Origin of the sequence: Paralysiella testudinis (genome assembly GCF_016894345.1) — a bacterium.
Taxonomy (GTDB): domain Bacteria; phylum Pseudomonadota; class Gammaproteobacteria; order Burkholderiales; family Neisseriaceae; genus Paralysiella; species Paralysiella testudinis.
Genome location: NZ_CP069798.1, coordinates 44,763 through 69,598, shown reverse-complemented (window position 1 = coordinate 69,598; position 24,836 = coordinate 44,763). Strand labels below are relative to the sequence as shown.

The following is a 24,836-nucleotide window of genomic DNA, read 5'->3' as shown; positions in this document are numbered from 1 at the left end:
AGGCAGGCTCTTGAGGGATTGTCTGGTGAGCAGGGGGGATTTGCATTAGAATAGCCGGGTTAAAACGCCTCATACTTTTGTAAACTCATGGTTAAGGCGTTGTGTTTAGAAAATGCCGCTTATATCAATGCCTTGTTTTGCATTGGTTTTCAAGCGGCGCCAAAATATCCAAGCCATTTTGAATGGAGAGTCTTCATGGAAACGCAAACTTATAACTACAAAGTGGTGCGGCAATTTGCCGTCATGACTGTAGTTTGGGGTATTGTGGGCATGTTGGTGGGGGTGATTATCGCCGCCCAGTTGTTTGCCCCCAATATCATGAACCTGACCGACATCGGCCCGTGGTTTCACTTCGGCCGCTTGCGCCCGCTGCATACCAATGCAGTGATTTTTGCCTTTGGCGGCTGCGGTTTGTTCGCTACCTCTTACTACATCGTGCAACGCACCTGTAATGTACGCCTGTTTGGTGGCAATATTTTGCCGGCTTTCACCTTTTGGGGCTGGCAGCTGGTCATTGTGCTGGCGGCGATTACGCTGCCATTGGGGCTGACCCAAGGCAAGGAATACGCCGAATTGATTTGGCCGATTGATATCTTGATTACCTTGGTGTGGGTGGCCTACGCGATTGTGTTCTTCGGCACCATCGCCACCCGTAAAATCAAGCATATTTATGTGGCGAACTGGTTTTATGGCGCTTTTATCTTGGCAGTGGCTTTGCTGCACATTGTCAACAGCTTGGCAGTACCGGCCAGCGCCACCGTTTCCTATCCGATTTACTCCGGTGCCATCGATGCCATGGTGCAATGGTGGTACGGCCATAATGCGGTGGGCTTTTTCCTTACTGCTGCCTTCTTGGGGATGATGTACTACTTTGTGCCCAAGCAAGCCGGCCGCCCGGTGTATTCTTACCGTTTGTCAGTGGTGCACTTCTGGGCGTTGATTTTCACCTATATGTGGGCAGGCCCGCACCATCTGCACTACACCGCGCTGCCGGACTGGACTCAGTCTTTGGGCATGGTGTTCTCGCTGATTCTGTTTGCGCCTTCTTGGGGCGGTATGATTAACGGCATCATGACCTTGTCTGGCGCTTGGCATAAACTGCGCACCGACCCGATTCTGAAATTCTTGGTGGTGTCGTTGTCTTTCTACGGTATGTCTACCTTTGAAGGCCCGATGATGTCAATCAAATCGGTGAATGCCTTGAGCCACTACACCGACTGGACCGTAGGCCACGTTCACTCCGGTGCGTTGGGTTGGGTGGGTTTCATCACCATCGGTTCTATTTACTACCTGATTCCGCGCCTGTTCGGCCGCAAAGAAATGTACTCGATTAAATTGATTGAAGCGCATTTCTGGATTGCCACCATCGGCATCGTGCTCTACATCTCTTCTATGTGGATTTCCGGTGTGATGCAAGGCCTGATGTGGGGTGCGCTGAACGACGACGGCACCTTGACCTATTCTTTTGTTGAGTCAGTGAAACAAAGCATGATTTTCTATCAAATCCGCTTCTTAGGTGGGCTGCTGTATCTGGTCGGCATGCTACTGATGGCGTACAACGTGTACCGTACCATTGCTGCAGGCAAAGCCGTGGATGCCGAAATTCCGGCGGTTTCGCAAACCCAGCACCACTAATGAAAGAAAGACAGAATTATGAGTCTCCAGAAACTTGTTGAAGAAAAAGTGGGCTACCTGATTGTCTTTACGCTTTTGGTCATCAGCGTGGGTCTTTTGATTGAAGTGGTGCCGCTGTTCGGCCAAAAATCGGTAACCGAACCGGCACCCGGGGTAAAACCCTATACCGCCTTGCAAGTGGCCGGACGTGACATCTACATTCGCGAAGGCTGCTACAACTGCCACTCGCAAATGATTCGTCCCTTCCGCGCCGAAACTGAGCGCTACGGCCACTACTCCGTGGGCGGTGAGTCGGTATACGACCACCCGTTCCAATGGGGCTCTAAACGTACCGGCCCGGATTTGGCGCGCGTGGGCGGCCGCTATTCAGACGAATGGCACCGCATCCACTTGCTCAACCCGCGTGACGTGGTGCCTGAGTCCAATATGCCTGCTTTCCCGTGGTTGGCGCGCAACACCGTTGACGGTGCCACCATTCAGAAACACATGACCGCGCTGCGTACCGTGGGCGTGCCGTATACCGACGAAGAAATTGCCAATGCGCCCAAAGACGTGGACGGCAAGTCTGAATTGGAAGCGGTAATCGCTTACCTGCAAGGCTTAGGCTTGGCACTGAAAAACGTAAGGTAACCATCATGGGTGATTTGAATCTGGCGCGTGTGCTCTATACCGTAGGCTGTTTTCTGGCGTTTATGCTGATTTTGCTCTATGCCTATGGCCGTAAAGCCAAAAAAACCTACCCCGAGCAGGCGCAACGCATCATTGACGATCCCGATACCCCGGACGACACGTCGAACACGCGCGGATAAGGGTTACCCGTGACCACGGAGCAAAATAATGAACACAACATCCCAATTTACCAGTAATTTCTGGAATATATACATTGCGGCCATCGTCCTGCTCAGTTTTTTGGGTTTGGCTTGGTTGCTGATTTCCCAAAACAAAACCAAAACGCCCAAACGGGGTGCCGATGGTGAAGTAGAAACCATGGGTCACGCTTGGGACGGCATTGAGGAATACAATAACCCGTTGCCGCGTTGGTGGTTTTACCTGTTTGTGCTGACCACCATTTTCGGTGTGGGCTATCTGGTGATGTACCCCGGCATTGGCGACTACAAAGGCGTATTAAACTGGACCAGTACCAACCAATACGAAAAAGAAGTGGCTGCCGCCAACGACAAATACGGCCCCTTGTATGCCAAATTTGGCCAAATGCCGATTGAGCAGGTAGCCGCAGACCCGCAAGCCCAGCGTATCGGTAAAAACATGTTCGACACCTATTGTATTCAGTGTCACGGCTCCGATGCCAAAGGCAGCAAAGGCTTCCCCAACTTGACCGACCACGATTGGCTGTGGGGCGGTACACCGGCTGAAATTCAAGAAACCATTGAAAAAGGCCGTGTGGCCGTGATGGCGCCTTGGGGGCCGGCATTGGGTGAAGAGCGGGTAAAAGACGTGGCCAACTATGTAATGTCTTTATCCGGCAAGCAGCATGATGCCGATCGCGCCAAACGCGGCAATGCCCTGTTTCATGGCGGCCCGGCCAACTGCTTCGCTTGTCATGGCCCGGATGGCAAAGGCATTAAAGGCTTGGGTCCGAACCTGACGGATGATGTGTGGCTGTGGGGCGGTAGTGAAAAAGCCATTATCGAAACCATCACCAGTGGCCGACACAACCAGATGCCGGCATGGGGTCACTTCCTTGATAAAGACAAACTGCACATCATGACCGCTTATGTGTGGGGCTTGTCGAACAAGGATGGCGCTGCACCGACTGAAGCGGCTAAACCCGCTGCGGCATCCGCACCTGCGGCGGCATCGGCACCGGTTGCTGCATCTGCCGCTGTTGTTGACGACAGTGCCAAAACCGTGGTGGAAAACGGCGTGGTTAAAGTGTACTTTGCCAGCGGTAAGGCTGATGTGGCCGCCAACACCAACGACCAGCTGGCTGCCATTGTGGCCGGTGCCAAAGAAGGCAAAAGCGTGGTGATTTCCGGTTTCCACGACAGCACCGGCAATGCGGCGCAAAATGCCGAGCTGGCCAAAAACCGTGCACAGAAAGTGAAAGACGCACTGGTGGCCTTGGGCGCTCCTGCCGATAAAATCCAGCTGGAAAAACCGGCTTCTACCGAAGGCAAGGGCAATAATGCCGAAGCCCGCCGTGTGGAAGTGGTATTGAAATAATCTGGTTAGACTGTAAACTGCAAAACCCCGCTGCTAAGCGGGGTTTTTTATGGCTGGGGCTTTCAGGCAGCCTGAAGTATGGGACAACCCGCTATTGGATTGTGACACCAATCCTAAAAAATAACCTATAGCAAAGAAGCTAAATAATCCTACGGTGTTGGCTCGCCTTAGTGCAAAGCGAACGATTTTATAAGGTGCTAAAGTACCAACAAAAATCAGTTCCGCCTTATTATGTTATTTTTAGAATTGGTATGACAACTTTATGACAATGTAAAACACCGCTACAATGGCTGCTTATTTCTTAAATCTACATCACGTGTAAGTGCATGAAAGTGTGGCCGTGAAAACCCGAATCAAACCTTTATTACTGTGCGTCGTATTGCTGGCGCTGGCATACAGTTTTTGGCACAGCCCGGCGTGGCTGCAATTGTGCTATGGCTTGGCCTTGTTTTTGTTTGGCATGCAATGCATCGAAGAAGGTTTGCATAAGGCCGCGGGCGGCACCTTGGAGCGTTTGCTTGCCCGCAGCACCGCCACCCCGGCCAAAGGCCTGTTGTTTGGTATGGGTGCTACCTTTGTGCTGCAATCCACCACGCTGGTGTCTTTGCTTACCATTGCGTTTTTAAGCACCGGCTTGATTCAACTGGCCGGTGGTATTGCGGTGATTTTGGGCACCAATTTGGGTGCCACCAGCGGCATTTGGCTACTGGCGCTGGCCGGGCAAAACATTAGCTTGGCACCGGTGGCCTTGCCGATGTTGGTGTTCGGCATTTTAATGAGCTTTTTCAAAGGCAAGGCGCATGCTTTTGGGCGAGTGTTGATTGGCATTGCGCTGATTTTTATCGGCATTGATGCGATTAAAAACGGCTTTCACGATATGGGCTCGGGGGTGGATTTCGCCGCCATCAACATCAGCGGCGCTGCCGAAGTGGCGGTGTTTTGCGGTATCGGCCTGTTGCTCACCATTGTGTTGCAATCCACCCATGCTACGTTGATTTTAACCTTGGCTGCCTTAGCAGGCGGGCAAATCGGCGTTGAGCAGGCGTTTGCAATTGCCATTGGCTCCAATGTGGGCAGTAGTATTTCCACTGCGTTGGTGGGGATGCTTGGCAGCGAGCGCAACGGCCAAAGGCTGGCATTGGCACATTTGCTGTTTAACGTGGTTACCGCCGTGCTGGCCTTATTGCTGTGGCTGCCTTTGGTGAGCCTGGTGAAAAACGTGGCCGAAGTGGTGGGGCTGGGGCAAAACGGCTTATTGCAATTGGCGCTGTTTCACACCCTGTTTAACTTATTGGGGCTGGCGGTGTTTTGGCGGCTGCAAACCCGGCTGGCGGCCTTACTGCAACGCTGGCTGCCTGAACGTGAACAAGCCGAGTTGCTGCCCGCGGTGGCGGCCAATGCCGCAGGCAAAAGCCTTGCCCGACATTTGTCGCCCAATATGCTGCGCTCGGGCGACACCGCTTTGCGTGCCATTTTCCAAGAGGTGCACCATTTGGGTGATTTGAGCTTGGAAGTGATGTGCCATGCCTTATTTATTCCGGCGCAGCAGCTGTATCAGCCTGTGCTGGAAGAAAACCTACCTGCCGCTTCTCCACCTTTAGAGCTGGATGCGCAGCCTTTGTATGAGCAGCACATCAAGCCCCTGTATAGTGAGCTGCTCGACTTTATCGGCCAGAGCGACATCACCGAGCAGCCGCAGCAACAGCGCTTGCTGCAAGCACAAATGACGGCGCTGCAATTGGTGAATGCGGTGAAAGACAGCAAGCATCTGCAAAAAAACATGCAGCATTTCCTGCAACAGCCCGACACGGCGGCACACGCTTACTACACCCGCTTGCGCCAATATTTGTTTCAGCTTTTATGGTTGTTCCGCCAAGCCAGCCAGCCGGTGGCAGCGGAGTATGGCGATTGCGCCCAATATACCGAAGCCTTAAGCCGCCAAGTGGAAACCCTGAACAATGGTTTTCGCGATGATGTGATGGCGCAACTGCGCGAGCAGCAAATCGACGGCTGGCAAACCAGCTCGCTCATGAACGACATCAACTATGCCTACCGCATCGGCTTGAGCCTGCTGGAAGTATTGCCTTCCGCCTGCGAATATCGGGCGATGTTGAAGGGGCAGGAACCGGTGCTAAAGCCAGATGAGGATTGATATAGCAAAGAAACTAAATAATCCCACGGCGTTGGCTCGCCTTAGCTCAAACAGAACGATTTACTCGGGTGTTACAGCAGCGAATAAATCAGTTTCCGCCTTGTATGATTGATTTATTTTTGTTGCTATAGTATTTAATTGATTTTAAATGAAATAAATGCAATCAGCAAAAGGCTGCCTGAAATGGTTTCAGGCAGCCTTTCATTACAGATTGTATCTGAATCTGCGGTATGCTTAATGCAATTCGCCGCTGGCGCGTTTGGCTTTAAAGTCTTTGGTTTCTTTAATAATCACGCCGGAGAGCAGCAGCAAGGCAATCAGGTTGGGGATGGCCATCAAGCCGTTAAAGGTGTCGGCGGCGGACCATACCAAGTCCAAGCTGGCCACGGTACCCAGCATCACGGTGCCCACGTATACCAAGCGGTAAATCAGAGTGGCGCCGTCGCCAAATACATAGGCGGCACATTTTTCACCGTAGTAGCTCCAGCCCAGAATGGTGGAGTAGGCAAAGAAAATCAAGCCGATGGATACCACCCAACCACCAGGGCCTGGCAAAAGCTGGTTGAAGGTGCTGGTGGTAAGGGCGGCGCCGGTGAGCTCCGGTTTCACAAAATGGCCGGTGCTGATTAAGCCCATCACCAATACGATGCCGGTAATCGAGCACACCACAATGGTGTCGATAAAAGTACCAGTCATGGATACCAATGCTTGGCGCACGGGGTGGTCAGTTTTGGCGGCGGCAGCGGCAATGGGTGCTGAGCCCATGCCGGCTTCGTTGGAGAATACGCCGCGTGCCACACCGTAGCGGATCACGGCGCCGATGGCACCACCGGCCACGGCTTGGCCGGTAAAGGCATCGCTGAAAATCAGGCCAACCGCATCGCCGAGCAAATGGGCGTTGTAGATAATAATGGCCAAGCCACCCAATACGTAAAACACCGCCATGGCCGGCACAATCAGGGAGGCGGCTTTGGCAATGCTTTTAATGCCGCCCAGCACCACAATGCCGGTGAACACGGTGAGCACCACGCCGGTAATCCAGCCATCAACGCCGAAGCTGGTGTGCACCGCTTGCGCCACCGAGTTGGACTGCACTGAGCTGCCGATGCCGAAAGAGGCCACAGTGCCGAAGAAGGCAAAGGCATAAGCCATCCATTTCCAGTTTTTGCCCAAACCGCGCTCGATGTAATACATCGGACCGCCGGACATTTGGCCTTTGCTGTTGACCACGCGGTATTTCACCGCCAGCACGCCTTCGCCGTATTTGGTGGCCATACCGAAAATAGCGGTAATCCACATCCAAAACACGGCACCGGGGCCGCCCAGTACCACCGCAGTGGCCACACCGGCAATATTACCGGTGCCGATGGTGGCCGACAGGGCGGTCATTAAAGCGCCAAAATGGGAAATATCGCCTTCATGGTCGCTGCCATCGGCTTTTTTCTTGTGCGGCATAAAAGCCTGTTTTAAGGCATAGGGCAGCAGGGTGAATTGCAGCCCCAACAGGCGTACGGTAAGATAAACGCCGGTGCCCACCAACAGCACCAACATATACGGCCCCCAAACCAGATTGCCTAGGGTATCGAACAAGGATTTTAAACCTTCCATACTGCCTCCTGAATGATTGTGTGTGCGCCGGGGATGCCGGACGGAATATGACCAAAACCCCGCTGTGGTTGGTTTTAAAATGTGCTATTTAGGAAATTTTGGCACTTGCGTGGCAAAAAAGGCAAACGGATTGCATTGCCTGCTCCTGCCAAAATCGGCTTTATTCAAGCACAAGTGTTAATAATCTGCAAGGTTTTGTTAATAAATTCTTAGATGACTGTGGCTGAGAAAGCGGTAAGGTGCTGGTGGTGACGATTGGATTTTTATATACAATTGAGTTACTTAAGCCTATATGGATGCAGAAGGCTATAAGGTTTAGTCGTGGGCAAAAAAATGGGTTGGTGCGCCCGATGGATTATTTTGTGCGGCGCTGGCCGAAATGAATTAAGAGCCTAGCTTGTATAACAAGCTAGGCTCTTGATATTTTGGTGGCGGATTAGGGATTCGAACCCCGAATACAAGGATTATGATTCTTCCATTATCAAAATAACCAATTGATTTTAAATATATGTAATGCTTGCACATACAGCCATATACAGTATAAATCGCCTACAATTAGTCACAAATATGGCACACCGATTTTCGTAGATTTCGAATGATTGGTAGCACCAGAATGCAAATTTAAGCACCTTCGAAGGGTGTTTAAGTTTGCATTTTTTATGCCTTGAACAAACATGGAGCACGCTCATGACTGTGAACAAAGTCCAACTTATCGGCCGCCTCGGGCGCGACCCGGAAGTACGCTATATGCCCAACGGGGATGCCGTATGCCATTTTTCCATTGCCACTGAAGAACAGTGGAAAGACCGTGACGGCAACCGCCAAACCCGCACCGAGTGGCACAACATTGTGTTGTACCGCAAGCTGGGTGAAATCGCCGGGCAATATTTGCGCAAAGGTGGTTTGGTTTACATTGACGGACGCATTCAGAGCCGTAAATACACCGGTAAAGACGGGATGGAACGTATTGCGTATGAAATCATCGGTAACGAAATGAAAATGCTCGGCAGCAAGGAACTTGGCGTGAAGGTGGCCAACCGCCCGACTGAGGAGGCTCAAAGTCAGCCGTACCGGTGCCGGTATTGACCACCGGCTGGCTTTCCAGCCGGGCTTCACCGGCGATGTCAAGCCGGGGCGTGAATACCTGATTATGGGTGACACCTTATCGGTGGGCAGCACCATTACCACGCTGAAAGGCCATATTGAAAACCGAGGCGGCAAAGTGATTGGTGCGGCAGTGATGACTGCGCACGAAGGCGCATTGAATATTGTGATTAAACCCTCTATGATGGACGCCATCCAGCAGAAGTATGGCGACCGCATGGATGATTACTGGAAAGAGGAATTTGGTTATGGAATCAACAAATTCACTCAAGGCGAAGCCGGACGCATCCGCAAAGCCCCGGATGTTGAGCACATCCGAGATTGAATGGCTGCGGCAAGAGACCAAGCGTAATCTCGAATGGATGGCAGCCAACTACACAAAGAAATTCCGGTTCGGGCAGACTCGCCAGAAATAAACCCTCAAGAGGCTGCCCATTAGGCGGCTTCAGTGTTTCCCGAACCGCTATCTGTACCTCAGCCAATCACCGATTTAATAGCGTATCGCCGTCGGTGTTGCGCGCCATCATCGAAGCCAACTGCAAATCCGATTCGGCCATGCAAATGGCTGCCTGAAAAAGCCCGCCACCGTACAGGAAATTGTGCGGTGGCGGGAGTGGTAGTAATTATTTGCGTAAGAATGAATATAGAAGCAAGAAAAATTACTAATAATTTAATTTATTGATCATTTTTTATCTTTATAATCACTTTGGATAACAAAATCGTCCTCCCATACACAGGCAAGTGCGGATGTAGTACTAGGTATGTTTGGCACGCGTATATTTATAGGAAGCTCACTTTTTTTACGCACATCAAAATTATTATCAATCAGAATTAAGGTTCTACCTTTTTGCTGATATAGATATAAACCTTTCTGATATTGACTTTTCTTTAAAGGTACAGGCAGATTAGCTGCTACTTTTTCACTGGAGCTACTGAATAGAAGAAAAGGAAGTTCATAATATTCAGGCCGACCATAGCTCCAGTTATCTTGATCTGTTTTAGAGAACAGATTATTTTGTTCAATAAGTGCATAATTTTGGGTTATTATTTGATTGTATTGAATTTCGTAAGTAAAAGTCCCATAGCGTTTTTTAAAGCCTTCATCATCCCACCATCTTAAAGGTGTATTTCCCCAAGTATGGCCTACAGGAAGTTTTGATGCACATATAAAGTAAGCTGAAATATCAGATTCAGCCATATTATTTTTTGAAAAATCGGTATTAAAAATAATATCAGCCCTAGGGTCTGTTCACAATTACTTGTCACAAAGGTAACCACATCACAATGCACCCCAATAAAACCGTACTGTGGAAGTTACGTTTCAGCTTATCGTAACGGCTGGCAATCGCTCGGAAATGTTTCAAACGGCAAAAGGCATTCTCTACCAAATGCCTGATTTTATATAAATACCAGTCCATGTCTTTATTTTTCTCTTCCCTATTTCTTTTATAGGGAATATTGGCTTTCGCACCGCTTTGCTCTATTTGCTCCCTGAGCCGGTCTGAATCGTAACCTTTGTCCGCATTAACCAACTCAGTTTCGGCAAGGTTGATGTTGTCAAGCAGCTCCGGTGCAACGGTGACATCATGGATATTGCCCGCAGTAACGATAACCTCAATCGGATTGCCTGCAGCATCTACAGCCAGATGAATCTTGCTGGTTCTGCCGCCTCAGCTCATACCGATTGCGTGATCCTCTTGCGCACTGAGCGCTGAGGCTGCGGCGCAGTGTTGGTGAGCACGGATATAACTGCCGTCTATGGCTACCCACTCCAAGTCACTCTCTTGGCTGAGCTGTTTCAAGATTGCAGTAAAAATGCCTTTTTCTGACCAACGGTTATAAGCGGTATAAACAGTATGATACTTGCCGAAATACTCGGGCAAATCCCGCCACGGTATGCCGGTTCTTATTCTGTAAAGTATGCCTTCAAGAATTCTGCGCAAATTGGGTTTGCTATAAATACCCAAATCACGCAGAATAGGGTAACAGCTTCGTCCAATGTTCATCTTTGAGTAGTGTACGGGGCATCGCAGGTGTATTGGGGGGGGGTGAGAACTTCCTTTTATGCCTGCGTTTCTTTTTTATTCAAGGGTATGACAAGTAATTGTGAACAGACCCTAGTATTGCGGCCTTTGCATCAAATAAAACGCCACCGGCTGCGTGCTGCCTGGCTTAAGCAGGCAAACAATTTCGTTCTGCCAAACCCCGTAAAACACCGCGCGGCAAACGCCGTGCTTCGGATGGGTGTATTCGTCACCGTGCCAAGCGGCTGTTACAGCTTGATGCATTACGATGTCGCCAAAAATGTCATACATGGCTTTGCGGGTCATTTTATACATGCTGCGGCTCCTTGTTTTGATGTATCCATCATAACTCTGGTGGCCGACAACACCCAGCAATCGTGCCGCTTTGTAAGGCAGATAATGAGCATCAGATGGCAAATTTAAAGCCCTTTTAAATATAGATTCAAAAGGGCTTTAAAAAGCAAAAAAGGCGGCGTAAAAACCGCCGCCGCTTTATGTATTAAACCTGTGCCAGCAATACCGATGCCATCAAATAACAAGAATCACCCGGAGCGCCTTGTGATACCATTTAAAATAAATAATCTATAATAAAGCCCATTCACAAGCCACCAGCGAACAGAGCTTGTCTTTTTCTGCAACCAACGCATTCCACGCAGGACAGCCGGCCTCTACAATCTGCCCATAGCCCTTATAGCAACGGTTGGATAAAGAGGTTTGCTTCAGCTGCCGCCATATCCGTTCTATAGGGTTTAATTCCGGTGAATACGGCGGCAGTTTCAATATCGATATGTTTTTCAGTTCGCTGACATCCTGATGCCAACCCGCACCGTCCATCACCACCACAGCATGCCGGCCTTCGGGGTTTCTTTCGATATTTGCCGTAAATGCAGCAGCATCGCCTCTTTGTTCACACTAGGCATCACCAAAGCCGCTGTTGTTCCGGTTCTCAAGCACACTGCACCAAAGATATAGGCGTATTCAAACTGCTGTTGGCGGATAATGCGTGGTCTTTTTCCCTTTTCGTGCCATACACGGGTGAGGCTGCCTTGTTGTCCGATGCGGCTTTCGTCTTGAAACCAAATGTCGACGTGTTCGGGTTTGATGTGTTCAGGTAATACCGCTTTTACCCGGTCGGTAAAGTTTTTTTAAAAGCGTCTTGCGCTTGTGGGTCTGCCTGCGGATGGCGGCTGCGGGCGGTGATCCAACTCATGCCGATACGGTGCAACAAAGGATATAGGCAGCTGCTGTGTTTGTAGTGGACATTGAATTCTTGGGCGGCAATGGTATGGATGTCTTCGGCGGTGAGCCTGCCGCCTTCGCGTTTTTCTTGTTCTTCGATGATGCGTTGTTTGAAGGCTTGATGGTCTTGCGGCTTTAGTTTGCTGTTGCGGCCGGGTCGCTGTTTGTCGTAAATGGCCTGTTCAATACCGAATTCCCAATATTTGCGCCGTAATATGTGTATGGTTAGCGGATGGAGTCCAAACCGTGGGGCGATTTCTTCGGGTGTTTGACCTTGTTGCAGTTGGTGCAATATAAACAACCGTGTCCGTGCCCGTGGGTGGGATTCTGTTTTGGCGAGTTTGAGAAAATCATGCTCGGTGAGCTGGTGGTTTTTTGGGGTCAGTTTAGGCATAGGGTGATTATAGCTTATTTATTTTTATTGGTATGATTGCTGCTCTGCCGATGTAGGCCGGCGCAGCCAGCGCCGCATAACACGCCGAACAGCAATATGCACATCCAAGTTATCGCTTTCGGCCGCAATATGGAAAGCTACCTCACTGCCAAACAAGCGGCCATTATAGCTGCCCAGCCAGCCGGTTACGGTGGCATTATCTAAGTGCAAAGCTGCCGCAATTTCGGCCAGTGCGATGTTATAGGCAAAGGTAATATCAATGTTTCGGGCTTTAAACGATGCTGGATATCCGTGGTTCAGGTTCATTTTGACGCTCCCGCATTCCGTTTATCAATGGACACATAATGCCGTACATCAATAAAAGAGCCCAGCAATCGTGCCGCTTTGCAGGCAGAGTAAGCAGCATCAAATGGCAAAATTAAAGCCCTTTGAATTTGGGTTCAAAAGGGCTTTAAAAAATTGTGGGGCGGTGATTTTTTGCTTTATTTTTGTCACTTGGTATGACAAAAATAAAGCAAAAGCATGACAAAATCGGCGCGATGTTACATTGGCACGCTGTAATTCTTTATTCTCTTTTTCCAGTTGCTTGATGCGCCGGGCATCGTTAACGGCTTGGCCGTTATCGGCCATATCGGCTTCATGTCGTTTAATCCAGCTGCGCAGGGTTTCGGGTGAACAGCCTGAGACCTTTGCAAAACGTCATTTCCGTCGCTCCTGCGCAGGCAGGAGCCCAGCCTGAAGCGCAGCTTCAGTTATCGGGCAAGTAGCCACTATCAAAATAGAAAAAATCAAATATTTGATTTTACAGAGAATTTGTTATTTTCAGGAATGTGCGAAATAAGCAAAGCGCTGCTTTGCACTGGGCACCCGCCTGCGCGGGTGCGACAGATATCTGGTTTTGCAAAGGTCTCAGCCTATTTTGGTGGCGATGGCGACAATGGTCACCCATTGGTTGGATATTCGCTGCGTTGCTCTTGTACCAGTCGAATGGCGCGTTGCTTTGCTTCGGGTGCGTATTTGCTTTTCATGATGAGATTCTCTCAGAGAGTTGTGTCTCCCGGAATCTCGGGGCGGTTCATATCGCCGCCGGTGTTGCGCGCCATCATCGAAGCCAACTACAAATCCGATTCGGCCATGCAAATGGCTGCCTGAAAAAGCCCGCCACCGTACAGGAAATTGTGCGGTGGCGGGCTTTTTTATTGGTATAACTATTTAAATTTTAAGGCTGCATAATTGTTACATAAGTTTTTGAATGAAATGATTATTTTTTAAATAAAAAGCTTCAACTCTAATGCGCAACATCAATAGTTTGTTTTTTCCTTTTAATTTGCCATTCCGTCACCAGCATTTCCAAAATAATCAATACCGCACCAACCCAGTTTTGCAGAGTCAGCCTATCATGAGCGAGCAAATAGCCGAATAAGTCGCCGAATACAGGCTCAAGAACAATAATCAGCGCTATTCTGTTGGGTGAGGATTCTACTTGGGCACGTGTTTGTACATAAAACCCAAGTGCAGTGCCCAAAATGCCGATAATTAAAATAGCCGTCCATACACTGTTTTGATGTGGGATAGAGAACTCATCGAATACCAGCGCCTGAATCAATGAGCACAAGCCTACAACAGCAATTTGAACAAAACTCAAAGAAATAACATCACCCGATTTACTGACTTTGGACAGAATAATAATATGCAATGCAAATGAAGCAGCGCAAAGCAAAACCAGCATATTGCCCAAATGTACACTCAGCCCCCTTAGGGTTAACAGTGCTAAGCCGATAGTGGCCAATGTCGCGCCCAATGCTTGTTTTCAGGTTGGCAAAATTTTATATAGCAGCCACATAAACAGCGGTGTAAACACCACGGCTAAACCAGTGATGAAGCTGGCATTAGATGGAGATGTCAGCCCCAGTCCTTTAGTTTGAAATAAAAATGCGGCATACAGCGCCAGCCCGGCAACCCCACCTGCAAACCAGTCATACTGGGAGATGGCGTGCTTCTTGATTAAAAGAATCAAACCCAATATGGAGGCTGCACTTAAAAAGCGGTATGCATTAAAAGCGGAGTCACTTAAAAACGCTAAGGCATCATGAATGGCGACAAACGACCATCCCCAAAGTGCTGTGATTGCAATGAGACCGAATTCCCATTTTTGACGTGAGCTAATCATGATGTTCTGTCAGCAAGTACGCATCTGTATGATATGGGAATTGCCCGAAATCTATATGATGGTGGATGGCTATTTCGCACATTTTAATACTATTTCCATGGATATCAAACATTTCTTCATCTCAAGAGGATATTGATAGTCATAGCGTTCAATGACCATATCAAGAATATGCATTGCTTCTTTATATAAGAAAGATTCGCATTCCGTAACTGTTTTATAGAACGGTAGCGTTACTTGCCATAATGAAAACGGCAGGCATAAATGGTGAGTATGCGATCCTCGATCGCATGCACTAAGCGGTGTTCTCGGTCTATCCGCTGCGACCATAAGCCCTGTTTTTGATGTTTTAACGGCTCCGGTTTGCCAATGCCGCGCGGATGGTTTTGTTTGATGTCGGCCACCAGTATTTTGATGCGTTCAACTTTCTTTTGATCATGTTTCATCCAATACTGGAAATCTTCGGCTGCCGATGCGGTGAAACGGTGCTGCATGGTTGCACCTTTCACAAGTCAATCTGCACAAACTTGCCTTCTTCCGCTTCCTGAAGCGATTTTTCCAGATGGCGTGCATTTGCCGGGTTGCCGAACAAGTACAGTGTTTCGCACATAGACATATATTCTTCTTCCGACATCAAAACACAGTTTTCGCCATTACGGCGGGTAATGTGGGTAATGATTTTGTCATTGCACACATCGTTCATAACTTGTGCCAAGTTTTCGCGCACGCTGGTATAAGAGATTACTTTATCCACGGTTATCTTCCTTATGATTTCTTATTGATTTTTTGTACGTAAAACCTGTACATATTTCAATGTATGCTTGTCAGTGTAGGATTCTGTTATCTGAAATTTATTTAAAATGCCAATAGTTTATCAATGGTTTGCAAATAAAATACAAAAATCGAGAAAGCCCACAATTCTTTCCCGATTTTTTAATCACTCCTAGGGTCTGTTCACAATTACTTGTCATACCCTTGAATAAAAAAGAAACGCAGGCATAAAAGGAAGTTCTCACACCCCCCCAATACACCTGCGATGCCCCGTACACTACTCAAAGATGAACATTGGACGAAGCTGTTACCTATTCTGCGTGATTTGGGTATTTATAGCAAACCCAATTTGCGCAGAATTCTTGAAGGCATACTTCACAGAATAAGAACCGGCATACCGTGGCGGGATTTACCCGAGTATTTCGGCAAGTATCATACTGTTTATACCGCTTATAACCGTTGGTCAGAAAAAGGCATTTTTACTGCAATCTTGAAACAGCTCAGCCAAGAGAGTGACTTGGAGTGGGTAGCCATAGACGGCAGTTATATCCGTGCCCACCAACACTGCGCTTCAGCGCTCAGTACTGCGGGCAATATCCATGATGTCACCGTTGCACCGGAGCTGCTTGACAACATCAACCTTACCGAAACTGAGTTGGTTAATGCGGACAAAGGTTACGATTCAGACCGGCTCAGGGAGCAAATAGAGCAAAGCGGTGCGAAAGCCAATATTCCCTATAAAAGAAATAGGGAAGAGAAAAATAAAGACATGGACTGGTATTTATATAAAATCAGGCATTTGGTAGATAATGCTTTTGCCGTTTGAAACATTTCCGAGCGATTGCCAGCCGTTACGATAAGCTGAAACGCAACTTCCACAGTACGGTTTTATTGGGGTGCATTGTGATGTGGTTACCTTTATGACAAGTAATTGTGAACAGACCCTAATGCTTAAATCAATCTAAACCTCTGGCTTCCCATCCTTCACTGGTCAGTTTTATTCCATGCGTGAGTTGTTGGGTACCGGCATTTTCAACTGTATTTTGAATACGTGTGTTTATCTCGGATCGCTTTAACCAACCTTTAAAGCTAAAGCGAATTAGTCAAAAGGTTTGGGAGGCCGCCTTAAAGAAGTCAGATATTGAAGATTTTAGATGGCATGACTTGAGGCATACATGGGCAAGCTGGTTGGTTCAAAATGGAGTGGATATTTACATTTTACAAGAACTCGGTGGATGGGAATCCATAGAGATGGTGAAGAAGTATGGCCATCTGGCACCAACGCACTTACTCAGTCATGTTTCTAAGATTGATCTTTGAGACACAATTAAGGCACACGGAGGTTTCAAATTAAAGGAGTGAACATGAGATTTTATAAAAAAAGCTAGGTTATTTAATAACCTAGCTTCTTGTGATTGGTGGCGAATCAGGGATTCGAACCCCGGACACAAGGATTATGATTCCTCTGCTCTAACCGACTGAGCTAATTCGCCGTTTGATGAAGACGAAACTATACTGAAAGGCGTTTTGGGTGTCAAATTATTTTTTGCCTATGGCGGCGGTTGGGTGTTTTGATGTTTGTTTTTAAGGTTAATTTAATGGCTGTGATGCCAATTTTATAAAACAAGATAACAAGGCGGAACTGATTTACTGGGTGCCTCAGCGCCGTAGTAAATCGTGCTCTTTGAGCTGAGCCGCAGACGGTATATCTAGTACGGAATGCTTTAGCATCTTACAAAATCGTTCGCGCGGCGTGTAGGCAAGTCAACGCAGTTAGGTTGTTTTGTAGGATTGGTATTGTTACAGCTTGTGGCACAAATCACCGCGGGCAAAGCCTTGCCAATCTACGTTTATATTTTTGCCGAATGCCATCACTTTAAAAAGTTCGCCCATTTCGTGTTGCGCCAGCAGCATTTGGCAGGCTGCGGCGGCTTGGATATAGGCGTTGTCGGTGGGGGTGGCCACGGCAGCCAGTTGTTCGGTAATGCCCAAATTCAGTAAAAAATGTGCTTGGGTGGTGTAGCCAATCAAATCCAGGCCGTTGCGCACGCCCGCGTCGGCAATGGCGGTGAAGTTGACATGCGCGGTGATGTCGGTGAGGCCGGGGTGGAAAAATACATCATGCACGCTGTGGTGGCGGTAGTGGCCGATGAGGGTGCCTTGGTGGCGCTGCGGGTGATAATACTGGGCAGCGTCAAAGCCGTAATCAATCATGATGATGGCACCACGGACGAGTTTTTGCGCTAGGGTGGTGATAAAGGCCTGCTGCTGCGGATGTAGCTCCGAGGTGTAGCCCGGCGGCAACTGTGCTGCCCACGGTGCAGCCATGGCCAGTAAGGCCGGATCGGTCAGCGGGTGTGCCGCCCATTCAAATTGCGATGCTTGCTGCACCACGCCCATTTCTTCTATGCCATTTTCCTGCCAACGCACCACGCTCACAGGCATGGCGTCCAGCACTTCATTGCCGATAATGATGCCGTCCAGCGTTTCAGGCAGCCTATTCAGATGCACCACTTTGTGAGCGGATGCGGGCGCATTTTCTATCAAATATTGGCGTTGGCGTGCGGCCAGTTCGGCCGACAATTCAATTATGTAATATTGGTTTAGCTGAGTGCTGTCCAGCGCTTGCAGCAAGGTGGCGGCCAAGGCGCCGTTGCCTGCACCGAATTCATACACCACGCCGGCCGTTTGTGGCAGCAGGGCGTTGATTTGTACCGCCAAGGTTTGGCCGAACAAGGGGCTTAGGGTGGGGGCGGTAATAAAATCACCCGCACCGCCGAATTTGGCGCCACCGCCGCTGTAATAGCCGTATTGCGGGGCATACAGTGCCAAATCCATAAAGCGTGAAAACGGCAGCCAACCGTGGTTTTGGCTGATTTTGGCTTCAATCAGGCGACGCAGTGCTTGGCTGCTGGCCAGTGCATCGGCATCGGGTGCGGGAAGATGTGTGGACATGGTACTTAAATTTGAAAAATGGGCGAAATGGGCGCCCATTATAGCCGGATTGATGCGCGTGCGTATGTGACTGCTTTTTTAGCTATTAAAATGACGTTGTCAATATAAATCAATAATGGCAATGGTTTATTTTTACCGATTTGGCTATTTGGACATTAAGCTGTTGTCACTTCGCTGAATTTTCTGTGTAAAAGCCGAAAAATTGCCTTGGGTTTCCGTTGACCAAGGCATTTGTTTTGCCTATAGTGTGCGCATGTGGGGCAAAGTGTGGGGAAGTGTGGAATTTCTCTGCTAAAAGGCGCCCTATTGAGGAGAGAAACGGTGTTTGGTGGCGCATACGAATTAAGCATAGACAGCAAGGGGCGTTTGGCGATTCCGGCCAAATTCCGCGAGCTGTTGGCGCGCCATTACAGCCCGTTTTTGGTGGGTACGCTGGAAAAGCGTAGCCACCTGTTGCTTTATCCCGAAGCGCAATGGCGCACGGTGGAAAGCCAGCTGCTGGGTTTACCGGTGGCAGGCAACAAGGTATTGCAGGCTTACCAAAATCTGCTGCTGCACAATGCCGATACCATGGAGCTCGATGGCGTGGGGCGGATTTTATTGCCCGCCAATTTGCGCCGCTTGGTGGAGTTTGACAAAGAAGTGTATGTGGTGGGGCGCTCGAACCGTTTGGAAGTGTGGGGTAGGGCGCGTTGGGAAGAGCAAAACAATGCCGCATTGGATATGGACGAAGATATGCTGGCCGCCGAGCTTGGCAAAACACAGTTGCAGCTATGAATGAAAACCAAACGCCGCACCGGCACATTACCGTATTGCTGCAAGAGGCCGTGGCCGGGCTGAATGTCCGTCCTGATGGCGTGTATGTGGACGGCACTTTTGGCCGCGGTGGCCACTCGCGCCGGATTTTGGCGCAATTGGGCGAAGCAGGGCGCTTGGTGGTGTTCGACAAAGACCCGGCGGCAATTGCCACCGCCGAAGCATTGGCAGCTACCGATGCGCGGGTAAGCGTGGTGCACAACGGCTTTGCCACCTTACAGGCAGCCTTGAGTGAGCGGGGCATACATCATATCGATGGCGCCTTGTTTGATTTGGGCATTTCCTCGCCGCAGATTGATGAAGCGGCACGCGGTTTTAGCTTTCGTTTTGATGCGCCGCTGGACATGCGCATGGACACCACGCGCGGCATCTCGGCCGCACAATGGCTGGCGGTGGCGGCGGAGCAAGATTTACACGAGGTAATTAAGAATTATGGTGAAGAGCGGTTTAGTCGCCCGATTGCGCGCGCCATTGTTGCGGCACGCGAAATTGAGCCAATTGCCACAACCGGCCAGCTGGCGCGTCTCGTGGCACAAGTCGTCCGTACTCGTGAGCGCGGGCAAGACCCGGCCACGCGCACCTTCCAGGCCATTCGCATCTACATTAACCGCGAACTGGAAGAAGTAGCGGCGGTGCTGCCGCAAGCGGTGGCCATGTTGCATCCGGGCGGGCGCTTGGCGGTGATTGCATTTCATTCTTTGGAAGACCGCATTGTGAAGCAATTCATGAACCAACACAGCAAGCCCGCGCCCTTGCCGCGCTGGGCGGCGGTAAAAGAAGTCGACCGCGAATTGCCGCCGCTGCGGCTGGTGGGCAAGGCGCAAAAACCGGGTAATGACGAAGTGAGCGCCAACCCTCGCGCCCGTTCGGCAGTGTTGCGGGTGGCCGAGCGCACAGCGGGATTGTTTGCACATGAATAAGTTGAATGTAGTGTTGCTGCTGTTGGCATTGGCTTCGGGCATGGCGGTGATTACTGTGCAAGACCAATCGCGCGAATACTTTATTGCGCTCACCAATGCGCAAAAACAGCAAACGCAATTGAACGACGATTTCAGCCGCTTGAAGCTGGAGCAGGCCAAACTGGCCAACCACACGCTGATTCAGCAAGCGGCGGTACAGCAGCAATTACAGCCGCCCACACTGGCCGACACCCGCATGATTGAAATCAAGTCGCAAACACACTGAGTGCATTGGCCGCAGGTGTTTTCAGGCAGCCTAAAACCAATTGAATAAGTATTTAAATTGAAAACAAAATAATAAAAACGGTGTTGTGAATAGGGATTGAGGCTGCCTGAAAGCCTCCCCCATCTACAAAGCCGCCAAACAAACACAAAAAATAAAAGAAGCAAACAGGTAACAACATGTTAATCAAAAACGACTACAAGCCGCAGATGCTGCCCAAGCAGCCCAAACACAACAAACCGGTGACCACCAATGGCCGCATCGTGTTGGTGTTGGCCGGGCTGAGCGTGGCGTTTATGGCCTTGGTGGGTCGTGGTGTGTATTTGCAAACCGAACAGCAGGCGTTTTTGAAAAAAGAAGGCGACCAGCGCTTTGTGCGCACACTGCCGCTCACCGCCACCCGCGGCACCATCACCGACCGCAACGGCGCCGCTTTGGCCATCAGCGCCCCCGCCGATTCGCTTTATGCCGTGCCTTCTGGCATGGATGAGCTGCCCACGCCGCAGCAATTGGCGCAATTGTCGGCCTTGATTGATGTGCCGGTGGAAACCCTCACCGAGCGCCTGAGCCGCAAAAACAAAGATTTTGTCTATCTGAAACGCCAATTGCCGCCGGAAATCAGCCAACAAGTGGCGGCCTTGAATATCAAAGGCTTGGCTTTTCAGCATGAAAGCAAGCGCCATTACCCCATGGGCAATCTGTTTGCCCATGTAATCGGCTTTACCAATATCGATGGCAAAGGGCAAGAAGGCTTGGAGCTGGCGCGCGAAAGCAGCCTGCACGGGCAAGACGGTGCCAAAGTGGTGTTGCGCGACAACAAAGGCAATATTGTTGACGGCTTGGATTCGCCGCGCAATAAAGCGCCGGAAGACGGCCAGAATATGGTGTTGTCGCTGGATCAGCGCATCCAGTCGATTGCTTATGAAGAGCTGAACAAAGCACTGGTTTACCATCAGGCCAAGGCCGGCAGCGCAGTGGTGCTGAACGCCAAAACCGGCGAAATCTTGGCACTGGTGAACGCCCCCAGCTACGACCCCAACAATCCGGGTGGTGCCGACAGCGACAGCCGCCGCAACCGCGCAGTCACCGATATGATTGAGCCGGGCAGCGCCATGAAGCCTTTCCCGGTGGCCAAGGCGCTGGACGCAGGCAAAATCAATGCCAACAGCTGGTTTAACACCAATCCCTACCAAATTGGTGGCGCCACGGTGCGCGACACTCATAATTACGGCTCGCTGGACGTGCGCGGCATTTTGCAAAAATCGTCGAATGTGGGCACCAGCCGCCTGTCGGCCATGTTCAAGCCCGAAGAAATGTACGACTACTATAAAGCCGTGGGTTTCGGCCGCCGCCTGCATTCGGGCTTTCCGGGTGAAAGCGCCGGTTTGGTGCGCGACTGGAAAACTTGGCGGCCGATTGAGCAGGCCACCATGTCGTTCGGCTACGGCCTGCAAATGAGCCTGCTGCAATTGGCACGCGGCTACACCATCTTCACCAACGACGGCGAATTGCTGCCGGTGAGCTTTTTGAAGCAGGATTTGCCGCCGCAAGGCCAGCCGATTCTGAAGCCGCAAACCGCCAAAACCATCCGCCATATGATGGTGGCGGTAACCGAAAAAGGCGGTACCGGCACTGCCGGTGCGGTGGACGGCTTTGATGTGGCCGCCAAAACCGGCACCGCCCGCAAGCTGGTGAACGGCCAATATGCCGAGAACAAACACATGGCCACCTTTATCGGCTTTGCCCCGGCGGATGAGCCGCGGGTGATTGTGGCGGTGAATGTGGACGAGCCTTCGGCCAACGGCTATTACGGCGGCACCGTGGCCGGGCCGGTGTTTAAAAACATCATGGCCGGCAGCCTGAATGTGTTGGGGGTAATGCCCACCAAGCCGCTGAAAGCAACAACGGCAACGGCGGCGCCTTAAACCTCGTTTTGTGTTGCTTGTTATGCACCATACCGAATGCTGCCTGAAACCGGAATTTTTCGGTTTCAGGCAGCCTCTTTAAGATAGGCAAACCGCCGTATATAAAAACGACCCCATTTGGTTTTAAGAAAGCAAATACCATGTTTCCCTTATCGCAAACATTGGCCGATTACCCCCTAACGCCCGCTACGGCCGCCGCCGTACACGGGCGTGTTTTGCAGGTGGACAGCCGCAGCGTCAAGCCCGGCGATGTGTTCGTGGCCTGTCAAGGCGAATACACCGACGGGCGCAACTACATTGCGGCAGCCATCGACAACGGGGCTGCCTTTGTGTTTTGGGACGACGACGGCCATTTTGCCTGGCAGTCGCAATGGGTGGTGCCCAATGCGGGCGTGGCCGATTTGCGCACCCGCGCCGGGCTGGTGGCGGCGGCCTGTTATCAGCATCCGGGCGACCATATGGCGCTGTGGGGCATCACCGGCACCAACGGCAAAACCTCCATCAGCCAATGGCTGGCGCAGGCTGCCGATTTGCTGGGGCAAAAATGCGCCATCATGGGCACCGTGGGCAACGGCTATTGGCAGCAATTGCAGCAAAGCACCCACACCACGCCCGATGCGGTGTCGGTGCAAGGCTGGCTCAAACGCTTTGCCCACGACGGCGCGCGAGCGGTGGCGATGGAAGTATCGAGCCACGGCTTGGATCAGCACCGCGTAGTGGGCGTGCCGTTTCGCAGCGCCGTGTTCACCAACCTCACCCGTGACCATCTGGATTACCACGGCGATATGGCCAGCTATGGCAGCAGCAAAGCCAAATTATTCGATTGGCAAGGTTTGCAGCATGCCATCATCAATATCGACGATGATTTCGGCCGCGAACTGGCCGCCCGCCTGCGCCGCGAACGCACCGAGCTAGCGGTATACGGCTACGGCTTTAGCGTGGATGCCGATATCCGCATCGGCGCCTTTCAGGCAGCCGCCAGCGGCATGGATGTGGGCTTGCACACACCGTGGGGCGAAGGCCGTGTACACAGCCGCTTGCTGGGGCGTTTTAACGCGCAAAATCTGGCCGCCTGCGTGGGCGTGCTGTGTGCCAACGGCCATGCCTTGGCCGATGTGCTGGCGGCGGTGGCACAAATTCGCCCCGCTACCGGGCGCATGGACTGCATTATGGGCAACAACCAACCCTTGGTGGTGGTGGACTACGCCCACACCCCCGATGCGCTGGAAAAAGCGCTGGCTACCTTGCAGGAAATCAAACCTGCCGGAGCCAAACTGTGGTGTGTATTTGGCTGCGGCGGCAACCGCGACCGCGGCAAGCGCCCCTTAATGGGCGCGGCCGCACAAGCCGGCGCCGATTGCGTGGTGGTGACCAGCGACAACCCGCGCATGGAAGAGCCGCAAGCCATTATCGACGACATCCTGCCCGCCGTGCCGCAAGCGGCCTATGTCAATGCCGACCGCGCCGCCGCCATCGATTACACCATTGCCCATGCCGCTGCTAGCGATATGATTCTGATTGCCGGCAAAGGCCATGAAACTTATCAAGACATCGGCGGCCAAAAGCAACACTTTTCGGATTTTGAAGTGGCTGAAAAGGCGCTGGCAGAAAGATAATGGCTATTCTGAAGCAGGTGAATACAGGCAGGATTGTTTGAAGCGGCATATCGCCGCCAAAATATGGATTTGGAGAATGGAAGCTATAAAACCATGGTTGGATTTCCCTGCGCAAGTGGCGTTATTGCAAAAACGCGGGCTGTGGGTGGAGGATGAAGAGCGGGCGCAGTGGTATTTGCGCCGCATTGGTTATTATCGCTTAAGTGGTTATTTTCATGTTTTGCGCCAATGGGATAAAGAGCGCCAAATTTTATTGGATAACTTTGTTGCAGGCAGTGATTTTGAAACGGTATTGTCTTTATATTTGTTTGACAAAAAATTGCGCTTGTTGGCGTTGGATGCTTTAGAGCGTATTGAAATGGCGGTACGGGTGGATATGGTGCACATTTTGGGTGCCTATCATCCATTAGCGCATACCAAGGCTGAATATTTGCATGGTAATTTCAGCAAAAAAATTCAGAAGGATGGTAAAACCAAGCATCAGGCATGGTTGGCGCGATATAAGGTGTTGGAACAGAAAGCTCATAAGCGGCGATTGGAATTTGTTGCTCATAATTTGAGTAAGTATGGCTGTTTGCCTGTGTGGGCTGCGAGTTGTTTATGGGATTTTGGATCGATGTCGCGCTTGTATGAAGGCATGAAATACGATGATAAAAACCAAATTGCCTTGAAATACGGTGCGGGCAATGGCGATATTTTGGCGCAGTGGTTGGCAGGATTAAATGAAATACGCAATATTTCTGCGCATCATGACCGTTTGTGGAATGCCAATATATCCCGTATGGCTGCGCCAATAAGGAAAGATGTATTTTGGCAGCAATTGGATCATACACGTCCGTTTTTCTATTTCAGCCTAATGCAGCTGATGATGAAAGTATTGTGTCCTCAATCGCGGTGGTCGGAGCGGTTTTCGGCATTGCTGGCTGAGTTCCCCGAACGTGATGGTTATGGTGGAAAAATGAGTTTAAGCAGGTTTGGATTGTTGCCGAATTGGCATGAATGGGATTTGTGGCAGAAATAAAAACCGCCGCGTACACATAGTGCAGAGGCGGCGGTCATATCGC

At 50.5% G+C, this 24,836-nt stretch carries 24 protein-coding genes, 1 tRNA gene and 4 pseudogenes; 15 read left to right on the top strand and 14 right to left on the bottom strand.

What is annotated here, in order from left to right:
* The first annotated feature begins 195 nt into the window (after positions 1 to 195).
* From ccoN to JQU52_RS00310, 5 genes are all read left to right on the top strand, one after another.
* Complete coding sequence (gene ccoN, locus JQU52_RS00330; protein WP_230339229.1) at positions 196 to 1,635, top strand: cytochrome-c oxidase, cbb3-type subunit I; 1,440 nt, start codon at positions 196 to 198, stop codon at positions 1,633 to 1,635.
* Between the two features lie 18 nt (positions 1,636 to 1,653).
* Complete coding sequence (gene ccoO / locus JQU52_RS00325; RefSeq protein ID WP_230339228.1) at positions 1,654 to 2,265, top strand: cytochrome-c oxidase, cbb3-type subunit II; 612 nt, start codon at positions 1,654 to 1,656, stop codon at positions 2,263 to 2,265.
* Positions 2,266 to 2,270: 5 nt separating this feature from the next.
* On the top strand, positions 2,271 to 2,444 hold the full coding sequence (locus JQU52_RS00320; protein ID WP_230339227.1) for a CcoQ/FixQ family Cbb3-type cytochrome c oxidase assembly chaperone: 174 nt from the start codon (positions 2,271 to 2,273) through the stop codon (positions 2,442 to 2,444).
* Between the two features lie 28 nt (positions 2,445 to 2,472).
* Positions 2,473 to 3,819, top strand: coding sequence for a cytochrome-c oxidase, cbb3-type subunit III (gene ccoP, locus JQU52_RS00315; RefSeq protein ID WP_230339226.1), 1,347 nt, complete (start codon positions 2,473 to 2,475; stop codon positions 3,817 to 3,819).
* Positions 3,820 to 4,159: 340 nt separating this feature from the next.
* Entirely contained in the window at positions 4,160 to 5,971 is a 1,812-nt protein-coding gene (locus JQU52_RS00310; protein ID WP_230339225.1) for a Na/Pi cotransporter family protein, read from the top strand.
* A gap of 234 nt (positions 5,972 to 6,205) precedes the next feature.
* Here the strand turns inward: JQU52_RS00310 and JQU52_RS00305 are convergent, their stop codons facing one another.
* Positions 6,206 to 7,579, bottom strand: a complete 1,374-nt coding sequence (locus JQU52_RS00305) for an alanine/glycine:cation symporter family protein (protein WP_230339224.1) — start codon at positions 7,577 to 7,579, stop codon at positions 6,206 to 6,208.
* Between the two features lie 687 nt (positions 7,580 to 8,266).
* Between JQU52_RS00305 and JQU52_RS00300 the strand changes: the two genes are divergently transcribed.
* Together JQU52_RS00300 and JQU52_RS00295 are read left to right on the top strand one after the other, a co-directional pair.
* Positions 8,267 to 8,665 (top strand): single-stranded DNA-binding protein, encoded by a 399-nt coding sequence (locus JQU52_RS00300; protein ID WP_268866622.1) that lies wholly within the window; start codon positions 8,267 to 8,269, stop codon positions 8,663 to 8,665.
* Positions 8,666 to 8,729: 64 nt separating this feature from the next.
* Positions 8,730 to 9,008, top strand: a complete 279-nt coding sequence (locus tag JQU52_RS00295) for a hypothetical protein (protein ID WP_230339223.1) — start codon at positions 8,730 to 8,732, stop codon at positions 9,006 to 9,008.
* Between the two features lie 357 nt (positions 9,009 to 9,365).
* Here the strand turns inward: JQU52_RS00295 and JQU52_RS00290 are convergent, their stop codons facing one another.
* The 11 genes and pseudogenes from JQU52_RS00290 to JQU52_RS00240 form a co-directional block, all read right to left on the bottom strand.
* Positions 9,366 to 9,881: a hypothetical protein gene (locus tag JQU52_RS00290; RefSeq protein WP_230339222.1), complete on the bottom strand. Its 516-nt coding sequence runs from the start codon at positions 9,879 to 9,881 to the stop codon at positions 9,366 to 9,368.
* A 64-nt stretch (positions 9,882 to 9,945) separates the two neighbouring features.
* Positions 9,946 to 10,711 (bottom strand): annotated as a pseudogene (locus JQU52_RS00285) (IS5 family transposase).
* An 89-nt stretch (positions 10,712 to 10,800) separates the two neighbouring features.
* Positions 10,801 to 11,022, bottom strand: a complete 222-nt coding sequence (locus JQU52_RS00280; RefSeq protein ID WP_230339221.1) for a hypothetical protein — start codon at positions 11,020 to 11,022, stop codon at positions 10,801 to 10,803.
* A gap of 267 nt (positions 11,023 to 11,289) precedes the next feature.
* Positions 11,290 to 11,765, bottom strand: a pseudogene (locus JQU52_RS00275) (IS630 family transposase).
* 65 nt (positions 11,766 to 11,830) lie between these two features.
* Entirely contained in the window at positions 11,831 to 12,340 is a 510-nt protein-coding gene (locus tag JQU52_RS00270) for a winged helix-turn-helix domain-containing protein (protein ID WP_230339220.1), read from the bottom strand.
* Positions 12,341 to 12,364: 24 nt separating this feature from the next.
* Positions 12,365 to 12,646, bottom strand: a complete 282-nt coding sequence (locus tag JQU52_RS00265) for a hypothetical protein (RefSeq protein ID WP_230339219.1) — start codon at positions 12,644 to 12,646, stop codon at positions 12,365 to 12,367.
* A gap of 99 nt (positions 12,647 to 12,745) precedes the next feature.
* A pseudogene (locus JQU52_RS00260) lies at positions 12,746 to 13,021 on the bottom strand (transposase); the annotation flags it as partial.
* Positions 13,022 to 13,628: 607 nt separating this feature from the next.
* Complete coding sequence (locus JQU52_RS00255) at positions 13,629 to 14,129, bottom strand: DMT family transporter (RefSeq protein ID WP_230339218.1); 501 nt, start codon at positions 14,127 to 14,129, stop codon at positions 13,629 to 13,631.
* A gap of 21 nt (positions 14,130 to 14,150) precedes the next feature.
* Positions 14,151 to 14,510: an EamA family transporter gene (locus JQU52_RS00250; protein ID WP_230339217.1), complete on the bottom strand. Its 360-nt coding sequence runs from the start codon at positions 14,508 to 14,510 to the stop codon at positions 14,151 to 14,153.
* A 230-nt stretch (positions 14,511 to 14,740) separates the two neighbouring features.
* Complete coding sequence (locus JQU52_RS00245) at positions 14,741 to 15,001, bottom strand: Txe/YoeB family addiction module toxin (protein ID WP_230339216.1); 261 nt, start codon at positions 14,999 to 15,001, stop codon at positions 14,741 to 14,743.
* An 11-nt stretch (positions 15,002 to 15,012) separates the two neighbouring features.
* Positions 15,013 to 15,261, bottom strand: a complete 249-nt coding sequence (locus JQU52_RS00240) for a type II toxin-antitoxin system Phd/YefM family antitoxin (RefSeq protein WP_230339215.1) — start codon at positions 15,259 to 15,261, stop codon at positions 15,013 to 15,015.
* 282 nt (positions 15,262 to 15,543) lie between these two features.
* On the opposite strand from JQU52_RS00240, the pseudogene JQU52_RS00235 reads away from it, so the two are divergent.
* Positions 15,544 to 16,202 (top strand): annotated as a pseudogene (locus tag JQU52_RS00235) (transposase).
* Between the two features lie 129 nt (positions 16,203 to 16,331).
* The gene (locus JQU52_RS00230) at positions 16,332 to 16,598 is read left to right on the top strand and encodes a tyrosine-type recombinase/integrase (RefSeq protein ID WP_452434024.1); all 267 of its coding nucleotides are present in this window, start codon (positions 16,332 to 16,334) and stop codon (positions 16,596 to 16,598) included.
* Between the two features lie 96 nt (positions 16,599 to 16,694).
* Here JQU52_RS00230 and JQU52_RS00225 read toward each other — a convergent pair.
* Together JQU52_RS00225 and JQU52_RS00220 are read right to left on the bottom strand one after the other, a co-directional pair.
* Positions 16,695 to 16,771 (bottom strand) — tRNA-Met (locus JQU52_RS00225).
* Between the two features lie 307 nt (positions 16,772 to 17,078).
* Entirely contained in the window at positions 17,079 to 18,233 is a 1,155-nt protein-coding gene (locus JQU52_RS00220) for a class I SAM-dependent methyltransferase (RefSeq protein WP_230339214.1), read from the bottom strand.
* 321 nt (positions 18,234 to 18,554) lie between these two features.
* Between JQU52_RS00220 and mraZ the strand changes: the two genes are divergently transcribed.
* The 6 genes from mraZ (at position 18,555) to JQU52_RS00190 (ending at position 24,793) form a co-directional block, all read left to right on the top strand.
* The gene (gene mraZ, locus JQU52_RS00215) at positions 18,555 to 19,010 is read left to right on the top strand and encodes a division/cell wall cluster transcriptional repressor MraZ (protein ID WP_230340612.1); all 456 of its coding nucleotides are present in this window, start codon (positions 18,555 to 18,557) and stop codon (positions 19,008 to 19,010) included.
* Positions 19,007 to 19,969, top strand: coding sequence for a 16S rRNA (cytosine(1402)-N(4))-methyltransferase RsmH (gene rsmH / locus JQU52_RS00210; protein WP_230339213.1), 963 nt, complete (start codon positions 19,007 to 19,009; stop codon positions 19,967 to 19,969). The genes mraZ and rsmH overlap by 4 nt, the downstream gene beginning before the upstream one ends.
* Complete coding sequence (gene ftsL / locus JQU52_RS00205; protein ID WP_230339212.1) at positions 19,962 to 20,234, top strand: cell division protein FtsL; 273 nt, start codon at positions 19,962 to 19,964, stop codon at positions 20,232 to 20,234. The genes rsmH and ftsL overlap by 8 nt, the downstream gene beginning before the upstream one ends.
* Positions 20,235 to 20,410: 176 nt before the next feature.
* Positions 20,411 to 22,156: a peptidoglycan D,D-transpeptidase FtsI family protein gene (locus JQU52_RS00200; protein WP_230339211.1), complete on the top strand. Its 1,746-nt coding sequence runs from the start codon at positions 20,411 to 20,413 to the stop codon at positions 22,154 to 22,156.
* Between the two features lie 140 nt (positions 22,157 to 22,296).
* Complete coding sequence (locus tag JQU52_RS00195) at positions 22,297 to 23,772, top strand: UDP-N-acetylmuramoyl-L-alanyl-D-glutamate--2,6-diaminopimelate ligase (RefSeq protein WP_230339210.1); 1,476 nt, start codon at positions 22,297 to 22,299, stop codon at positions 23,770 to 23,772.
* Positions 23,690 to 24,793 (top strand): Abi family protein, encoded by a 1,104-nt coding sequence (locus JQU52_RS00190; protein ID WP_230339209.1) that lies wholly within the window; start codon positions 23,690 to 23,692, stop codon positions 24,791 to 24,793. The genes JQU52_RS00195 and JQU52_RS00190 overlap by 83 nt, the downstream gene beginning before the upstream one ends.
* Positions 24,794 to 24,836 lie beyond the last annotated feature (43 nt).